General features: G+C 35.0%; 18 protein-coding genes. 11 read left to right on the forward strand and 7 right to left on the reverse strand.

Translation table 11 applies throughout. The annotated features are described in order from the left end of the window. Positions 1-6: 6 nt before the first annotated feature. From AWV75_RS11030 to AWV75_RS11050, 5 genes are all read left to right on the forward strand, one after another. Positions 7-1,068, forward strand: coding sequence for a M20 family metallo-hydrolase (locus AWV75_RS11030; protein WP_060874418.1), 1,062 nt, complete (start codon positions 7-9; stop codon positions 1,066-1,068). After that, a complete protein-coding gene (gene argH, locus AWV75_RS11035; RefSeq protein WP_060874419.1) occupies positions 1,069-2,400 on the forward strand; it encodes an argininosuccinate lyase in 1,332 nt (443 codons plus the stop codon). Positions 2,401-2,475: 75 nt separating this feature from the next. Continuing rightward, positions 2,476-3,003, forward strand: coding sequence for a hypothetical protein (locus tag AWV75_RS11040; RefSeq protein WP_060874420.1), 528 nt, complete (start codon positions 2,476-2,478; stop codon positions 3,001-3,003). 119 nt (positions 3,004-3,122) lie between these two features. Further along, positions 3,123-3,692 (forward strand): hypothetical protein, encoded by a 570-nt coding sequence (locus AWV75_RS11045; RefSeq protein ID WP_060874421.1) that lies wholly within the window; start codon positions 3,123-3,125, stop codon positions 3,690-3,692. Between the two features lie 125 nt (positions 3,693-3,817). Further along, positions 3,818-4,366 (forward strand): hypothetical protein, encoded by a 549-nt coding sequence (locus tag AWV75_RS11050; RefSeq protein WP_060874422.1) that lies wholly within the window; start codon positions 3,818-3,820, stop codon positions 4,364-4,366. Between the two features lie 28 nt (positions 4,367-4,394). Here AWV75_RS11050 and AWV75_RS11055 read toward each other — a convergent pair whose 3' ends face one another. Continuing rightward, complete coding sequence (locus AWV75_RS11055) at positions 4,395-5,447, reverse strand: ferredoxin--NADP reductase (protein WP_060874423.1); 1,053 nt, start codon at positions 5,445-5,447, stop codon at positions 4,395-4,397. A 143-nt stretch (positions 5,448-5,590) separates the two neighbouring features. On the opposite strand from AWV75_RS11055, the gene AWV75_RS11060 reads away from it, so the two are divergent. The 5 genes from AWV75_RS11060 (at position 5,591) to AWV75_RS11080 (ending at position 10,725) form a co-directional block, all read left to right on the forward strand. Next, positions 5,591-5,926 (forward strand): PadR family transcriptional regulator, encoded by a 336-nt coding sequence (locus AWV75_RS11060; RefSeq protein ID WP_060874424.1) that lies wholly within the window; start codon positions 5,591-5,593, stop codon positions 5,924-5,926. A 26-nt stretch (positions 5,927-5,952) separates the two neighbouring features. After that, positions 5,953-6,600: a hypothetical protein gene (locus AWV75_RS11065; RefSeq protein ID WP_060874425.1), complete on the forward strand. Its 648-nt coding sequence runs from the start codon at positions 5,953-5,955 to the stop codon at positions 6,598-6,600. A 71-nt stretch (positions 6,601-6,671) separates the two neighbouring features. Continuing rightward, complete coding sequence (locus AWV75_RS11070) at positions 6,672-7,340, forward strand: hypothetical protein (RefSeq protein WP_060874426.1); 669 nt, start codon at positions 6,672-6,674, stop codon at positions 7,338-7,340. 10 nt (positions 7,341-7,350) lie between these two features. After that, positions 7,351-8,049 (forward strand): hypothetical protein, encoded by a 699-nt coding sequence (locus AWV75_RS11075; protein ID WP_060874427.1) that lies wholly within the window; start codon positions 7,351-7,353, stop codon positions 8,047-8,049. Positions 8,050-8,238: 189 nt separating this feature from the next. After that, positions 8,239-10,725, forward strand: a complete 2,487-nt coding sequence (locus tag AWV75_RS11080) for a DUF5686 and carboxypeptidase regulatory-like domain-containing protein (RefSeq protein WP_060874428.1) — start codon at positions 8,239-8,241, stop codon at positions 10,723-10,725. A gap of 96 nt (positions 10,726-10,821) precedes the next feature. Here AWV75_RS11080 and pheS read toward each other — a convergent pair whose 3' ends face one another. After that, entirely contained in the window at positions 10,822-11,838 is a 1,017-nt protein-coding gene (pheS, locus tag AWV75_RS11085; RefSeq protein WP_060874429.1) for a phenylalanine--tRNA ligase subunit alpha, read from the reverse strand. An 82-nt stretch (positions 11,839-11,920) separates the two neighbouring features. Further along, positions 11,921-12,277 (reverse strand): hypothetical protein, encoded by a 357-nt coding sequence (locus tag AWV75_RS11090; RefSeq protein WP_060874430.1) that lies wholly within the window; start codon positions 12,275-12,277, stop codon positions 11,921-11,923. Positions 12,278-12,373: 96 nt separating this feature from the next. Here AWV75_RS11090 and AWV75_RS11095 point away from each other — a divergent pair, with 96 nt between their 5' ends. Continuing rightward, positions 12,374-12,913 carry a CvpA family protein gene (locus AWV75_RS11095; RefSeq protein WP_060874464.1) on the forward strand — a complete coding sequence of 180 codons (540 nt, stop codon included), beginning with the start codon at positions 12,374-12,376 and terminating at the stop codon, positions 12,911-12,913. Here AWV75_RS11095 and AWV75_RS11100 read toward each other — a convergent pair. The 4 genes from AWV75_RS11100 to AWV75_RS11115 are packed head-to-tail and all read right to left on the reverse strand — an operon-like array spanning position 12,910 to position 17,372. Next, positions 12,910-13,671: a tetratricopeptide repeat protein gene (locus tag AWV75_RS11100; RefSeq protein WP_060874431.1), complete on the reverse strand. Its 762-nt coding sequence runs from the start codon at positions 13,669-13,671 to the stop codon at positions 12,910-12,912. The two genes, AWV75_RS11095 and AWV75_RS11100, sit on opposite strands and share 4 nt — an antisense overlap. Continuing rightward, positions 13,671-15,434 carry a BatD family protein gene (locus AWV75_RS11105; protein ID WP_060874432.1) on the reverse strand — a complete coding sequence of 588 codons (1,764 nt, stop codon included), beginning with the start codon at positions 15,432-15,434 and terminating at the stop codon, positions 13,671-13,673. The genes AWV75_RS11100 and AWV75_RS11105 overlap by 1 nt, the downstream gene beginning before the upstream one ends. A gap of 10 nt (positions 15,435-15,444) precedes the next feature. After that, positions 15,445-16,341, reverse strand: coding sequence for a tetratricopeptide repeat protein (locus tag AWV75_RS11110; RefSeq protein ID WP_060874433.1), 897 nt, complete (start codon positions 16,339-16,341; stop codon positions 15,445-15,447). Next, the gene (locus tag AWV75_RS11115) at positions 16,341-17,372 is read right to left on the reverse strand and encodes a vWA domain-containing protein (RefSeq protein ID WP_060874434.1); all 1,032 of its coding nucleotides are present in this window, start codon (positions 17,370-17,372) and stop codon (positions 16,341-16,343) included. Before AWV75_RS11115 ends, AWV75_RS11110 begins: the two co-directional genes overlap by 1 nt. Positions 17,373-17,378 lie beyond the last annotated feature (6 nt).

Consider the following 17,378-nt stretch of genomic DNA (forward strand, 5'->3'; position numbering starts at 1 on the left):
TAAGAAATGAAAAAAGAACTAACGATAAAAGCGGTAACATTATTACAACAGTTGATTGCAACGCCATCATTTAGTAAAGAAGAGGGGAAAACAGCAGAATTTATTGCACAATTTCTCTTACAACACCATGTTGCTATTCATCGTGATTTGCATAATGTTTGGGCGTTTAATAAACACTATGATGCAAGTAAACCTACTATTTTGTTGAATTCACATCATGATACGGTTCGTCCAAATAAAGATTATACACGAGATCCTTTTCAACCGGAAATTATAGGGGGTAAACTTTATGGACTCGGAAGTAATGATGCAGGAGGTTGTTTAGTTTCGTTGTTAGCTACTTTTTTATATTTCTATGAACAAGAACAGTTGAATTACAATTTTTGCATCGCTGCAACAGCAGAAGAAGAGATATCAGGAACCGATGGATTAGAATACGTGATTCCAAAATTAGGGACACTTGATTTTGCTATTGTTGGAGAACCTACACAAATGCAGTTAGCCATTGCAGAACGAGGATTGATGGTTTTAGATTGTGTGGCACATGGACGTTCAGGACATGCAGCTCGAAATGAGGGAGATAATGCTATCTTGAAAGCAATGCCCGATATTGAATGGTTTACAACGTATCAATTTCCGAAAGTATCCGAGGAATTTGGGCCGATTAAAATGAGTGTAACCCTGATTCAGGCGGGAACACAACACAATGTGGTACCTGCAACTTGTGCGTTTGTTGTTGATGTCCGCGTTACAGATGCCTATACGAATGAAGAAGTTTTAGCTATTATCAAGGAACACGTGAATTGTGAAGTAAATGCGCGTTCTACACGTTTAAAACCTTCTTCTATTGCGAAAGATCATCCCATTGTTCAAGCGGGTATCCAATTAGGACGTACAACATATGGATCGCCAACGACAAGTGACCAAGCGTTATTAGCTATCCCTTCGTTGAAATGTGGCCCTGGCGATTCTGCTCGATCGCATACGGCAGATGAGTTTGTCTATATTAGTGAAATTGAAGAAGGAATCTCACTGTATATTGAAATGTTAAACCAAATCGTGAAGTAAATGAAGTTATGGCAAAAAAATACAACCGTCAATCAAGTAGTAGATTCGTTTACGGTTGGACAAGATAGAATCTTAGATCTAAATTTAGCTCCTTTTGATGTACTAGGCTCCTTAGCGCATACCCAGATGCTACAGCATATTGGTTTGTTAACACAAGAGGAGCTGACACTGATTCAGCGAGAGTTAAAAATAATTTACCAAGAAATTATTCAGGGTGATTTTCAAATTGAAGAGGAAGTAGAAGATATTCACTCGCAAATCGAGTTATTGCTCACAAGAAGAATTGGTGAAGCAGGAAAAAAAATTCACGCAGGTCGTTCGAGAAATGACCAAGTGCTAGTGGATTTGAAGTTATATTTTCGTCATGAAATTGAGGAGATTGTAGAACAAGTGAAAAGCGTATTTGAAACGTTTCAACGCTTGAGTAATCAACATAAAGACGTACTTATGCCAGGCTATACCCATTTGCAAATTGCCATGCCTTCTTCTTTTGGACTTTGGTTTGGAGCTTATGCGGAGAGTTTGGTAGATGATTTAGAACTCATGTTAGCGGCTTGGAAAGTGGTGAACAAAAATCCATTAGGTTCGGCAGCGGGTTATGGTTCCTCTTTTCCATTAGACAGACAAATGACCACTGACCTGTTGGGGTTTCAGTCGATGAATTACAATGTGGTCTATGCTCAAATGGGAAGAGGAAAGAGTGAGCGTATTTTAGCTCAAGGATTAAGTGCAATTGCTGCTACTTTGGCGAAATGGGCGATGGATTGTTGCTTGTATATGGGCCAGAATTATAAATTTATTGGATTTCCCGATCATTTAACGACAGGCTCGAGTATCATGCCACATAAAAAAAATCCCGATGTTTTAGAATTAATTCGCTCAAGATGTAATAAGATTCAAGCATTACCCAATGAAATTGCTTTGATGACAACAAATCTACCTGCTGGATATCACAGGGATTTACAATTGTTAAAAGAGAATCTTTTCCCCGCTTTTACTTCATTGAAGGAATGTTTGGAAATGACTCAATTGATGTTAGAAAACATAGCGATTAATTCAGATATTTTATCTGACTCAAAATATGATTACTTGTTTAGTGTTGAGGTTGTGAATCAGTTGGTTTTAAGCGGAACACCTTTTAGAGAAGCCTATAAAACAATTGGTTTGGCCATTGAGGATGGACAGTATCAGCCTGCTAAAGAAGTAAATCATGCTCATCAGGGCAGTATCGGTAATCTGATGAATGAAGAAATAAAAGTAGCATTTGATGCTGTATATCAAACCTTTGAGTTTGATCAAGTGAAGAATAAACTAGTACGTTTAGTGTTGTGATAGATTGTAAAAAGACTTAGAATTTGTTTTCTAAGTCTTTTTTATTTAAATTTATGTTAATTAAATAAATACTGTATGTTAATGAGACAAGCTTTACTAATTGCCTTGTGCCTATTACTTTTTGCTTGTTCAAAAAGCGATGACAATAAATCGGATGAGCCAGATGTTTTTTCATTGGCCTATGTTCCTTTGAATAGTTTTGATGAGCTTGATATGCAAGGTTATTATTATGCGGGCTTTAAAGCCGAAGGAAGAAAGGCAAGTATGTTAATTAAGAATTCAAAGGCATGTAGATCCCATGATTTTTTGTCTCTTAGTAAAACAAAAGAAGGAATTTTAGATAAATTAGAATATGCATTTTATATAGAGGGAAGTTTTGGATGTTTTCAATATGCGATGCATACGTTTGAAGAAAATAAATTGATAGAAACAGGAAAAATCTTTACAACAGTAAGAGATCAATATAGAAATAGATTGTTTAAAGGAATTTTAGAGATTGGTTTTCAAGGTGAATATCTGCGTATTGAGGATCAAATATCGGATTATCAACGAATGGACCCGAATGAAAAAGTCTATTTATATTTTAAAAAAGAAAGAGAGTAATGAAAAGTAAATGCTAACTTTCTATTTTAGAATATTTTGAGATAAAGCATAACGTAGTGTTTATATTTAAAGATATAGGAAGGATTTTTTTAAATGTTAAGAATAACGATATAACGGATATGAAAAAAAACAGCCAAATTTTAGTTTTATTAATCAGCATTTTAATTTTTTCTTGTTCAAAATCGGACGATACTAAAGATGATTCTGATCCTATTTTTGATTTGCCCTATACTAAGCTAAAGCATTTAGATGACATTAGTAATGATGTTTTTTACTATGCTGGAATTAAGGTTGGAAATGCTAAAACTAGCATGTTAATTCCTAGTTCCATGTCTTGTCGAGCATCAGAATATTTTGGACCAATATTTGATCCTTTGCATCCAGATCTTGATTTTACCTATATTAAATATAAAAATGGAGAATTAGGATGTGAGACGACAAATTCATCTTTTTTTTCTGAAACGAGTTTAGTAGAGGAAGGGCAATTATTTACAACGATTCGAGATGGGTATATCGATGATTCTAATCCGTTCAATATCAAAATTGTTTTACAAAAACGAATTTTCAAAGGAATTCTAGAAATTGGTTTTCAGGGGAAATATTTGCGTATAGAAGATCGAATGTCAACCTATAAAAGAGAAGATTCTAATGAGAAGGTATATTTATATTTTAAAAAACAAGGAGAGTAATGAAGAGTAAATGGTATAACTTTTATTTTAGAATATTTTGAGTCAAAGCATTTTAGTGTTTCACTTGGTGTTTGTATAAAATATAAGGAGGAGTTTTGATTTCTAAGAATAACAATATAACAGATATGAAAAAGAACAGCCAAATTGTAGTTTTACTACTTAGTGTTTTAATTTTTTCTTGTTCAAAATCAGACGATACTAAAGATGATTCTGATCCTATTTTTGATTTGCCCTATACTAAGCTAAAGCATTTAGATGACATTAGTAAAAATGTTTTTTATTACGCAGGAATTAAGGTTGGAAATGCCAAAACGAGTTTGTTAATTCCAGGTTCAACATCTTGTCGCGCTTCGGAATATTTTAGTTTCATGGAAGAAAAAGTATTACCTAATTTAAATTTTGGTTATGTTAAGTATCAAATTGGACCATTAGGATGTGAGACAACAAATTCTAGTTTTTTTACCGAAACTAAGCTAATTAATGAAGGAGAATTATTTACTACAATTAGAAATGGAATTATTCCAGATAGGGGGCCTATAATTTTACAGGAACGAATTTTCAAAGGAATTCTAGAAATTGGTTTTCAAGGTGAGTACCTGCGCATTGAGGATCGAATGTCTACCTATAAACGTGAAGATCCAAATGAAAAAGTGTATCTATATTTTAAAAAATAAAAAAGGAAGCTAATTGCTTCCTTTTTTATTAAATATCATCGTAATTAATGTGAATTTCATCAGAGGTAACAATCGCTTGACACGATAGGATTAAACCTTCTTCAACTTCTTCATCAGTAAGAATACTGTTGCGTTTCATGGTTGCAGAACCTTTGGTAACTCTGCACATACAAGAGCTACAAATACCCCCTTGACAAGAATATGGAGCGTCAATACCTGCTTCTAAAACTCCATTTAAAAGCGCTTGACTCTTCGGCATTTCAAAAGTTGTTTCTTCGTCATCAACGATTACAGTTACTTTTGTACTTCCGCCTTCTATTTCTACTGGGTTGTTTCCATCCGTATTAGGCGTGAAAATCTCAAATAAGATATGGTCTTTGGCTATTCCTTTGGATTGTAAGGTTTCGCTTACAACGTCAATCATCGCTTCAGGTCCACATAAGAAATAGTTAGCAAAGGTTTTATCTTGGTGTTTGTTATTGACTACAAAGTTAATTGCAGCTTTGTCAATGCGCCCAAAAAGAGAATCGTTTTCTCTCATTCTCGAATAAACAAAATGCACATACAACTGTTCTGGATACTTTTCTTGTAGTAGGTGTAATTGCGTGTGGAAAATAGTCTCCTCCGCTGTCTTATTCCCATAAACTAATACAAATTTACTGTTAGGCTCTTCGGTTAAAACAGTTTGTAAGATTGACATAACAGGTGTAATACCACTACCTGCAGCAAAAGCTGCATAGTTATTTGTTGCTCCAGCATCTGGTGTAAACGTGAAACGCCCTTCTGGGGTATCTACTTCTAACTGATCGCCCTCTTTCAACACATCATTGGCATAGACGGAAAATACTCCTTGCTCTACTTTCTTGACTACAATGCGAATTTCTCCACTCTCAGGTGTAGAACAAATTGAATAAGCGCGTCTTATTTCTTTGCCCTTATGTTCATATCTGATGTTGAGATATTGCCCAGCAACAAACTTATAATCTGATTGTAATGCTGCAGGAATATCAAATACGATAGATACCGCATTTGGAGTTTCTCTACGAATCTCTTTTACCGTTAATTTGTTGAATCTTGACATCGTTTAGTTCTGTTTAAGTTCGCAAAAATACAAAACCCATGGAGTAAAAGGAAGTTTTACTTCGCGGTTTAACGAAAAATATTATACCTAAAGGTTATAGGTATTCAAAAAACACTATATTTGTATACCTAATAATCTTATGTATGGCAAAGCAGCAACAATTATATAAAGGAAGTTTGAATACCATTATTATGAAGCTATTGGCTGAAAATGGTCGAATGTATGGATATGAAATTACACAGAAGGTCAAAGAAATTACTGCTGGAGAAATGAGTTTAACGGAAGGTGCGCTCTATCCAGCATTGCATAAATTGGAGGCAGATGGCTTCTTAGATGTAGACATGGAGCGCGTAGATGGAAGAGTAAGAAAGTATTACAAATTGACTGAAAGTGGTGTAACAGAAACAACAAACAAAATGGAAGAGTTAGAAAACTTCATTCGAAATATGCAACATATTGTCAATCTAAAGTTGACCTAATATTTTCTATCTAACACAACTGAAAAATGATGATAAAACTTACGCCCCTTCAAATTAAGAGCATTGAGGAAAGATTGCTCCAAAAGTATGAGTTGAAATACGAGGAATTCAGAGCGGAGCTTCTCGATCATATTGCTTGTGATGTGGAAGAATTGATGGAGGAAGGAGAGCCCTATGAGGAAGCGATAATTCTTGTTTTTAGGAAGTGGAATGTAAAATTGTTGTCTAATACAAAGGGATTTTATAAAGGAATTCCTCACTTTATACTGGATCAATTAAAGGCTACGTATAGAAAAATAGAAATTAAACTATTGGGATTTGCTTTGTTGTTCAGTTTGATTCTCATCGTAAGCAAGAAATATTTAGCTTTTGATTTACGTCTTGTTCTGTATTCGTTGTTTGTAATTCATGCCGTTGGAGTGGTTCTAATTTATCAAGAGTTAAAAGGTTTACAAGATTATCGCTATGATTTTTTCAAGGGTAAATCTCTTGTTGTGTTGCTTCAAAGTGGAGTTGCTTTAGTTGGAGTCCAAGCGTTTTATTTTGCTTGGGATACTGGGACAAATAGTTTAGAAATACTAGTGATTTATTATTTCTTACTTAATACGTATTTATTATATCGATTCAGGACCTATAGCAAGTATCAAAAATTGAAAATAGCCAAAATAAAATGAGTTTAAATGAAATAAAGGTAACCGTTATTGGGCATCTGTTAGTTTCAATATAACGGTTAAAAAACAGAAAAATGAAAAACATAACACAGCCTCAACTTCAACATATTGACCAGTTTTTAATGGAACATTATCGCTTGTATTATATTGATATTCGTGCAGAAGTAGTGGATCACATGGCCAATGATATTGAAGAGCAACTACAAGATAAAACCTATGAAGAAGCCTTTGTACATGTCATTACTAAATGGGATGCTACATTAAAACCATCGAAATTTTTCTTTAGAGGTATACCTAGGCTTATTGCACAGCAATGGACCAAAGAACGAATAAAACGAGGGGCTAAAGCTTGTTTATTTGGAGCATTAACGACCTTAATTATCGCTAGTTTCTTTTTCCGTTTTATTGACTTAGATACAGCCTTCCCATTGGGATTGGGAACATTACTTATACTCTATGTAGGGATAGGAATTTTGTATATCATCAATCGTAGTTTAGTAAAAGAAATCCCTTTGCATACCGCAACGGGTACTTTTCTCAGAGTAGAATTTAAAAGACTGGGATGGGTACAAAGTGTATTTATTATTATGCCATTGCTCAGTCAAATGAAGTTTATTTCAGTAGGAGAGTTATTTGTATATACTTATTTCCTCATTGGATTTGTAATGCTATTCTATCTAGTGCAGTGGCGGATGGATTATCAAAAAGAACAGCTATATCAAATTAAATGGAAATCCGTCTAAAACGATAGGTATGGAAAGAAAGATTACTTTACAAGAAATAGAGCAATTACATAGGTTTGTTCGTCGACATTATGTTGAGTTTTATGATGTCGAATTAGAATTGGTCGATCATTTGGCGAATGACATTGAAGCACAATGGCAAGAGGATACCCAATTATCTTTTGATCTCGCTCTAGATCAGGCTTTTAAAAAATTTGGCATTTTTGGTTTTACAGATGTCATAGAACAAAAAACGAATGAGTTAAATAAAGTATATTACAAAGAAAGCTTTCGTTTATTGAGAACATTTTTTACTATTCCTAAAATTGTTATTTCGATTGCTCTGTCTTTAATTATTTATGTTATTCTCCGATTTGTAGGGAGAGAACTGTCAATTAATGTAAAAGAGATTGCAAGGGGAGCTGTATTTCTGTTTTTTATGTATCAATTCATTAGCTTACAGCTTAGACGGGCAAAGCAAAATAAAAAATCTCAATCGAAGTGGTTATTACAGACTGTTGTATTTAATTTAGAAATATGGCCTTACTATCTAATGTTTATGTTTTTTTTCCAAATTTTTATGTTTGAAGGAACAAGTAATTTTTCACTTATTTCTCAAACTATGGTGATAACACTGACTATTTTGTATGTCTATGTATTGAAGGCAGTTATCATACCGCAAGTTAGAGAGGATTTACGGATACAAAAACAACGGGTTTTACTGGCTTAAAGCTAAGAATAGGAGCAAGATTATTCCACAAAAACAGAGCCTATCCCACAAAAAAAATAAGCTTTTTATTCTACTAAACGACTGTATAACAGTCGTTTTTTTTATGCAATACAGGGAGAAAATGAAATGATGCTGTAACAGAAAGGATAGAGTAGCGTCTTATTCTATATCAACCAAAAAAATTAGCGTATGAAACAACTATTCACCTTGTTTTTGTGCTTTTTATCACTAGTTTCTTTTGCACAAATAAAGGGAACGATAGTAGATCAAGAAGGAAAACCCATTAGTTATGCTACAGTCATTCTGGAACAAACCCAGCAAGGCGCTATAAGTAACGACAAAGGAATGTATGAGATTAAACCCAAAAATCAGGGAGATTTCACACTTGTTTTTCAGTTTTTAGGCTATAAAACTGAGCGTAAAAAAATAACATATCAAGGACAACCCTTGACTGTGGATATTGTGTTGCAAGAAGAAGAATTCCAACTGGATGATATTGTAATCAAAGTAGGTAAAAACCCTGCGGATGATATTATTCGCAGAGCTATTGCAAACAGAGCGCAAAACACAAAAGGAATGGCTACTTTTGCCGCCGACTTTTATTCGAAAGGAATGATTAAGAGTCTGAAAATTCCCAAATTTGCAAAAGACAAAGTACTGATAAATGGAGATAAGGCTTCGGGGCTTGATTCGCTTGGTCAGGGAATTCTTTATCTATCTGAAACGGTATCGGAATTAAAATATCAGAAACCCAACCAATTAAAAGAACACATTATTGCCTCTAAAATTAGTGGAAATAACAATGGGTATAGTTTTAATACAGCGGATGAATCGTTTTATGATTTCTATGAAGATCAATTGACAATGGCTGATTTTGATGTACAGTTAGTCTCCCCAATTGCCAAGCAAGCCTTTTCTTTTTATAAGTATAGCTTAGAAGCAACGTTCAAAGATAATGGTGTACTCATCAATAAGATTAAAGTTACGCCTAAAGTGAAAAATCAATCCGTATTTTACGGTGATATCTATATTGTAGATACCTCTGCAGCCTTGTATGGAGTTGACTTAACCGTAACAGGTGTTAGTTTGCAACAACCTTTTATAGATGAAATAACGATTAGTCAGAATTTCTTCTTTAATCAAGCCAATCAAACTTGGGTGAAGCGTTCTCAAACCTTGGATATGTTGATTGGATTGTTTGGATTCAAAGGGCAAGGAACATTCTTGAGTGTATTCAATAATTATGATTTTACTCCTAATTTTACGAGAGCTGATTTTGGAAAAGAAGTGCTTTCTTTCGCAAAAGATGCCAATAAAAAGGAAGATGATTTCTGGGTCAATCACCGTTTGTATCCATTAACGACAGAAGAAGTTCAAGATTATCATTTCAAAGATAGCATTCGCGAAATAAAAGACTCTCCTCAATATAAAGACAGTCTACGCATGGCTCACAATCGCTTTGAATTTTTATCTCCTTTAACGGGTTACAATTACAAAAGTAAAAGTGAGCGTTTTACTTTTAATTATAATGGTTTAATTGAGCTAGATAAAATTGGGTTTAATACGGTTCAAGGGTTCTATATGGGAACCAATTTTGGCGCAACTTTCTATGGGAAAGATAAAAAATCATATACACGTGCTGGATTAAATATGAATTACGGTTTTGCTTCTGAGCGCTTTAGAGCGTATGGAAGTATAAGCCATCGCTTTAACGATGTACATAAATCAGTACTCTATGTAAAAGGAGGTACGAAAATAGAGCAATTCCATAAGGATAATATCAGTGAACAATTCAATAGCTTATTCTCGTTGTTATTCAGAAAAAACTTTGCCAAGTATTACAACAATGAAAATGCCTATGTAGGTTATCAAGGAAAATTTATGGATGAAGCGCTGGCTTTGACTACAGAAGTAGGGTATGAGCAACGAAAACCTTTGTTTAATAATGCGAATGGTTCTTTCTATACCGGAAGTAGAGCATACACCTCAAATGACCCTACAAACCCGCTAAATGATTTAACCGCGCCAATTGAATTACATCATTTGTATAAATTCCGCCTTGGAGCTACAATCCGATTGGGGATGAAGTATGTTTCTTATCCAGATGATCGTTGGTATATTCCAAATACAAGTTACCCCAAAATCAATGTGGGATACGAAAAAGCATTCAATGGGAATCTTGCTGGCTATAATTACGATTTGGTTACTGCAGGCATTGCTCAAGATATTTCATTGGGTAATAAAGGCGCGTTTTCTTATAACCTTAAAGGAGGACATTTCTTTAATGCAGATGATATTTCGTATGTGGATCGCAAACATTTTACAGGAAACCAAACCCATTTAAATGTGGAGAATGATCGTATGAGTTCGTTTAATCTATTGCCTTACTACAGCTTGAGTACCAATAAATCGTATGCAGAAATGCACATGGAATACAATTTCAAAGGATTTATTATGAATCGCTTACCCTTGTTGAAATGGACAGGATGGAATGTTGTTGCAGGGTACCATAATGCTATCGTATCTGATACAAAAGCATATCAAGAATTTACTGTGGGCTTGTCGAATATTGGTTTTGGAAGCATGAAAGGTTTCCGTGTAGATTATGTACGTGCATACCAAGGAAGTAATTTCTTCAAGGATGGTTTCATGTTTGGATTTAAGAAAGACTTTTAGCGTTAGTTTGATATTTGGATTGGAAAGGAATTTAGTTTATTAAGTGGACAGTCCAAAAAAAAAGCCCGATACATTTGTATCGGGCTTTTGTCTATATTAGAAGTTTGATTTGAATTGCTCTAAGAAGCGAACATCGTTCTCGTAGAACATGCGAATATCGCTGATTTGGTACAATAACATCGCAATACGCTCGATTCCCATACCAAAGGCAAATCCACTGTATTCATTTGCATCAATGTTACAATTAGTCAATACGTTTGGATCAACCATACCACATCCCATAATCTCTAACCAACCTGTTCCTTTAGTAATTCTGTAATCCACTTCCGTTTTCAATCCCCAATAAATATCTACTTCAGCACTTGGCTCAGTAAAAGGGAAATACGAAGGACGTAAGCGAATCTTAGATTTACCAAACATTTCTTTGGTAAAGTATAGTAAGGTTTGTTTTAAATCAGCAAAAGACACGTCTTTATCAATGTATAATCCTTCTACTTGGTGGAAGATACAATGAGAACGAGAGGAAATATCTTCATTTCGGAATACACGTCCTGGAGAAATTGTACGCAAAGGCGGTTTGTGATCCTCCATATAGCGCGCTTGTACAGATGAAGTATGCGTGCGCAATAAGTGTTGTGGATTCGACTGCACAAAGAATGAATCTTGCATATCACGCGCTGGGTGATAGTCAGGAAAGTTCAAGGCAGAGAAGTTATGCCAATCGTCTTCAATTTCTGGACCTTCAGAAATAGTAAAACCAATACTGTTAAAAATATCAACAATTTGATTTTTTACAAGTGAAATAGGGTGTCTTGATCCGATTGTCGTTGGATAACCTGGACGCGTTAAATCGCCATACAATCCTTGTACATTCTTAGACTCTATTTCCTCTTGAATGGTTTTTACTTTAGTTTCAATGGCACTTTTTAGCGTATTAATCGCTTGACCAAATTCCTTTTTCTGATCGTTAGGAACGGTTTTAAAGTAGGCGAATAATTCGTTTAAAATCCCCTTTTTAGAAAGGAATTTAATTCTAAAAGCTTCTAGTTGTTCTTTGTTATCGGTTTGGAAATGTTCTGCCTCCCCAATGTATTCTTTTATCTTATCTATCATTTTAAGTAAAGTAAAAGGCAAATTTACTGCTTTTCATTTAGACATAAAATTAAAGCATGCTAAATTTTTATTTATCCGTGTTTTAATCTATATATTTTAGCGCTAAGAAATAATGCACGATTGCTTCTTTCATTAAAACACTTTGTTCCCCTGCTCGCAATGCAGGTAAATGTTCTTTTACGTTGTAATGCGGCCATCCGTCTTGGTCATAGTGATCAAATTCATAATATCCATAGGGCTCAAGTAGGCGGCATATTGCGATATGCATTAAATTAACTTTATCGTCTTTTTTATATCGTTTTTTAATTTTACCGAGTTCTTGAACGCCAATAAGATAGATGATTGCTTCTAGATCGAGGGTTTCCCCATCACCAAAGCGGGTAGATATCTTTTGTACCACATCGTCCCACCTTTTTTTTAATTGTTCATCTCTTGCCATCTTGTTGTTTGTTTGAATGAAACAAAGATACAATTTACTTATGACGCAGATTTATAGAAAAAATAATAATTTAGGGGATTATAAATTATGGATAGCATGGTACTCGATATTTTGGTTTTATTGGCTTTGGCTTTTGGTGTGTTTAAAGGGTTTAAAAATGGTTTCTTTGTATCCGTTGTTGCCTTCTTATCCCTTTTAATTGGCACGATGGGAGCCTTAAAGTTTTCCAATGTGGTTAAAGATTTTCTTCAACATAAATGGGGATGGGAATCTAGTTTTTTACCTGTATTGTCTTTTGTCATTGCATTTGTATTGGCCATATTAGCGGTGCGATTGGCAGCGCAAGTCACAACGAAAATTTTTGAAGCGGCCTTTTTAGGCTTTTTTAATCGAATGTTGGGGGCTTTATTCCAAATTTTAGTTGTTATTTTAATGATGAGCCTTGTGTATGCAGTAATGGATCAAATCAATAATAGTATCCGTATCATCAGCCCAGAAACGTTAGCTTCATCAAAAAGCTATAGCATTTACTTGTTTGTATCCGAGCATATCTTTCCAAGTTTGTTTGAAATGGTCAAGTATTTATTTGAAAAAAGCGTAGATGTTTTGCAAACACCTACGCCTGAATCTATTTAAATTTCGCGAATTACCTCTTTGTTAATCCAACCAATTTCTTGATTTTCTAAACGGACTTTTATCCATAATCCTTTTTCCTCTAGGAGCAATACTTTCGTTCCTTTGTGTAATTCTTTGAGTGTTGCTGAGGTTGTCTTAGCGTCTTCTTTGAGGTCCGTTTTGGCTGCAAATATTAGTGCCGCAGTGTTATTACTTGTATAATTGCTTTCAAAGGATGCAGCATATAGGCTTCCTAAGCCAAGAACTACACTAAGAATCATACCGACAAACAAGAGACGTTTGATTGTGCTATTGTGGTTTATAAAATAAACAATAAAACACAAGAGTAACGCAATACTAGAGAGCGTGGCTACAATAGCCCATCCATCAACAGATAATTTACCTAATGATTGATGGATAATATCAGCTTTTTCATATTCCTGAATGATGGTAATATCATCTTCCAAATGCTCTTTGGTAAAGTTTAAATTGGTTTTAGCCTCTTGCATGGAAGGATTTAGTTTCAAGGCCTTTTCATAGTAGTAAGCTGCATTGACATAATCTCCCGTTTTAAAATAGGCATTAGCTAGATTAAAATACAGTTCAGGTGAATGCTCCTGAATGTTTGCCAAAGCTAAATAGCCTTCAACCGCTTCTTTGAAGTGTTCCTTCTGAAAAGTTTCATTCACTTTGTCAAAAGACTTCTGCCAGTCCGTAGTTTGGGCGTAACTACATACCCCCAACAAGGCAAAAACAAGATAGAAAGTTAGTTTTTTCATTAGGATTTAAATTGTTTTTCCAATTGATCAATAACATCAATGGCTGTTTCGTAATCTTTGACTATTTCTACTTGATCTGTTGGCGTATAACGCGCCCATTCACAAGCATTTTTAAGGTTCATAAAGGAATCTATTGTGGCTGGTGTAATGGATTTTTCTTGCAAAATTTCAGTGATATTATCATTGCTCATTTCGCTAGTTTCCATATTCAATTTCGCCTTTAAGAAATTGTGTAAACAACGTTCTAAAGCTTCATAAAACAGCGCTTTGTTATTCATGTGTTTTTTCGCTTCGCTAAGGTATTTCTTCGCTAATCGATTGTTTCTCTTTACTCTATTTCCTTCTACATCGTTGGCTTTAGCCTCTCTCAATCGCGTTGCAAGCACAAATAATGGCATGATTACAAGAGGTGCTAGCAATAAGAAATAGAACAACGAAGTATTCCAGTAGGTTGGTTGCTTAGATTCAACAAAAGTTAATGTCTTCTTGTTCTTTTGGAAAAGTTCCTGGTCATCTGCGTGATCTGCACTAGCAACTTCTTTATTTGTCGGCAACATAGGGCCGTCTAAAACATGAATCTTTAGGGTATCTGTTGTAATCGTTTTATATTGTTTGGACGCTAAATCGAAATATGAAAATTCCATTGGATCAATGTTGTATTCACCCTTATATTGTGGAATTATCGTGTATTTATTGGCTCTATTTCCCTGTAAACCAAAAGCTGTAGGATTTAACTTTTCTGAATATTGTGGGTCATACACCTCTAAAGCAGAATGTGCAACCGGTGTAGGAATAGTAACCAGGTTGAGGTTTCCTTTTCCTGAAACAGTCACTGTTAAATACAACGGCTCACCCGCCTTTAACTCTGTAGTAGAGGGAGTTACTTTGAAGGAGAAATCACCCACTCCTCCAGAGAAGTTTGTAGGTCTATCTTTTTGAGGAAGTTCTTGTGCATCTATGGTAATGGTTTGGGTACTAAATTCTTTTTCTACTAAACCATATTCAGGAAAACCAAAGAAATCTCGACGCCCTGTTGGTACTTCAACTTGAACGGTTAGGGATAGGGGTTTAATAACCTGTTTACCTACTTCCTGAGCCATGATGATATCTTGCTTCAAGACGATGTAATTGTACATTTCCCCTTTGTATTTTCCTTGTTTTAATTCGGGACGTTGTGGCATTTCAATATTATACGTCCAGAACTTGTCGTAGGTAGGGATTTGATTGCCGCGATAACCACCGACATTTGCATTAAAATACAACTTGTATACAATGGAGATAGGTTCATTGACGAAAGGTTTAGTCTTTGAAACTTCAGCGACTAAGTGAACCTTGTCTAGAGACCCTTGCTGCATTTGATTGATCTGTTGACGAGGATCTTGTCGTTCAACAGCATCTGTAACTGTAATAGTGATAGGATTGGTAGTATACGTTTCACCATCCATCACAATGCTTGCTTTACCAATAGTTATTTTTCCTTTTCTCTTGGGTTGTAAAAGATAAGAAAAAGATTTTTTAAAAGATTTTTTTCCATTCATCCAAGCATAACTAACCGAACTATTTGGCCCGCCAACAACACTAAATCCTTCAAAATTTGGAGAACGGAAATTATCTCCATCGCTATTCATCGTAAATTCAATCTGAATAACGTCATTTAAAGGCATTTGGTCTTTATTAACACTCGCTTCAAAAGTTGCTTGTGCAGCTAAAGATTGTGTGAGGAGGACACAAACCAATACAATATACAGGTGTAATGTTTTCATAATTTAAAGCTTACCAATCTTTTTTACGTTGTGTTGATACCCCTTGTGCTTCGCCTTTTTTATCTCCTTTTTTATTCTTGTCAATCAAACGTTGTTGTACCGCTTGTTCATCGCGATTCACCGCATCTAATATACGCTCCATCTGCTCTTTGCTTTGTTGTTGCTTCTGTTGCTGCGGATTTGGTTTTTGATCAGCATTTTGATCTTTATTATCCTTGTTATCCTTGTTATCCTTGTTATCCTTGTTATCCTTATTGTCTTTATTATCCTTGTTGTCTCCTTGATCTTTCTTGTCGTCCTTTTGATTGTCCCCTTTATCATTCTGTTTGTTGTCGTCCTGATTTTGGTCCTGGTTCTTATCTTGATTCTGATCTTTGTTTTTGTCTTGATCTTGGTTGTCTTTATTATCCTGGTTATTTTGATCTTGATTGTCTTTATTCTGATCGTTTTGAGGATTTTCTTCGTTTAGTTTTTTTGCAACAGCATAGTTATAACGCGTTTCATCATCCTTCGGATTATTTCGCAACGCGTTTTTATAGGCCTGTTCAGCTGCTTTATAATTCTTTTCAGCCATATAAGCATTGCCCAAGTTATGATAGGCTTGATGTTTGGCTGTTTTAGTGGTTGCTTCTTGAATAGCTTTGTTATAGGCTGAAATGGCCTCTTTATTCTGCTTTTGGCGAATAAGACTATTCCCTAAATTATAGGTAGGTGTTTCCTTTTTGTCGCTCTTCGATGAGGCAATGCGATAAGCTGCTTCCGCTTGTGTGAATTGCTTGTGTTCATAGGTTTCATTTCCTACGGTTAAAGCGCGGCCTGCTGATTGTGCCCAGACAGACAGCGAAGTGAAAAGAACCAATCCAAAGGTCAAATATATATGTTTCATTTTTCTACTAACTATAAGCATTATTCTTTTTCATTGAAGAGGTTTAATTTCTTCATCCAACTCGTTTTGCGTTCAAGAATGAATAAATCAATACAAATGAGTAAAAAAGCTAAACCTAAAAACCATTGAAATTGGGATTGAAATTCAGCAATTTGTTGAGATTCAAAATCCGTTTTTTCAATTTTGTTGAGCTCATTTGTAATTAGATCTACAATTTCTTGTGTATTTGATCCATAAAAGTATTTTCCTCCAGTTGCATCCGCAATGTGTTTCAAGGTAGAGGGGTCTAATTTAGTGATAACAATCTCGTTGTCCCAATCTCTTTTATATTCAATACCCTTTGCCGTTTTAATGGGAATAGGGCCTCCTTTTTCTGTTCCAACACCAATGGTAATAATCTTGATGTTTTTTTCTTTTGCTAATTCAATAGATGAATCAACACCTTCACCGTGATCTTCCCCATCTGAAATAAGAATCATTACCTTACTTGTTCTAGGGTTATCGAAGTAATTACTCGCCACGTGGATTGCATCTTCTAAGGCCGTTCCTTGAGAAGAAACCATATCGGTATTCATGGATTGTAAATACATTTTGGCCGCATAGTGATCGGTAGTAATGGGCAACATGGGAAATGCACTCCCTGCATACCCTACAATTCCAATACGATCAGGTCCGAGACTATTGATAATTTGCGAGGTTAATTGTTTCATCTTCGCTAAGCGATCCGGAGCCATATCTTGTGCAAGCATACTCTTAGAAACATCTAGCGTGAAAACAATATCAACCCCTTGTCTTTTTACAGTAACAATGCGTGTGCCAATTTTTGGATTGACCAGTGCAAATATGATACAAATCAAAGCCGTTACATATAAACCCGCTTTGATGATGGATTTATTTGCAGATTTATTTGGAGCTAACGCTTGCAGTGCTTTTGGTGTAGCAAACGTTTTTTGCACTTTCTTTTTCCATAGTATTTCCCATACCACTAGCAAAGCAATAACCGCTATTGCAAGTAGTAAAAGAAAATATTTTTTGTCATCTAATTCCCACATAATGCT

It is taken from the genome of Myroides odoratus (assembly GCF_001549985.1).
GTDB lineage: Bacteria > Bacteroidota > Bacteroidia > Flavobacteriales > Flavobacteriaceae > Flavobacterium > Flavobacterium odoratum_A.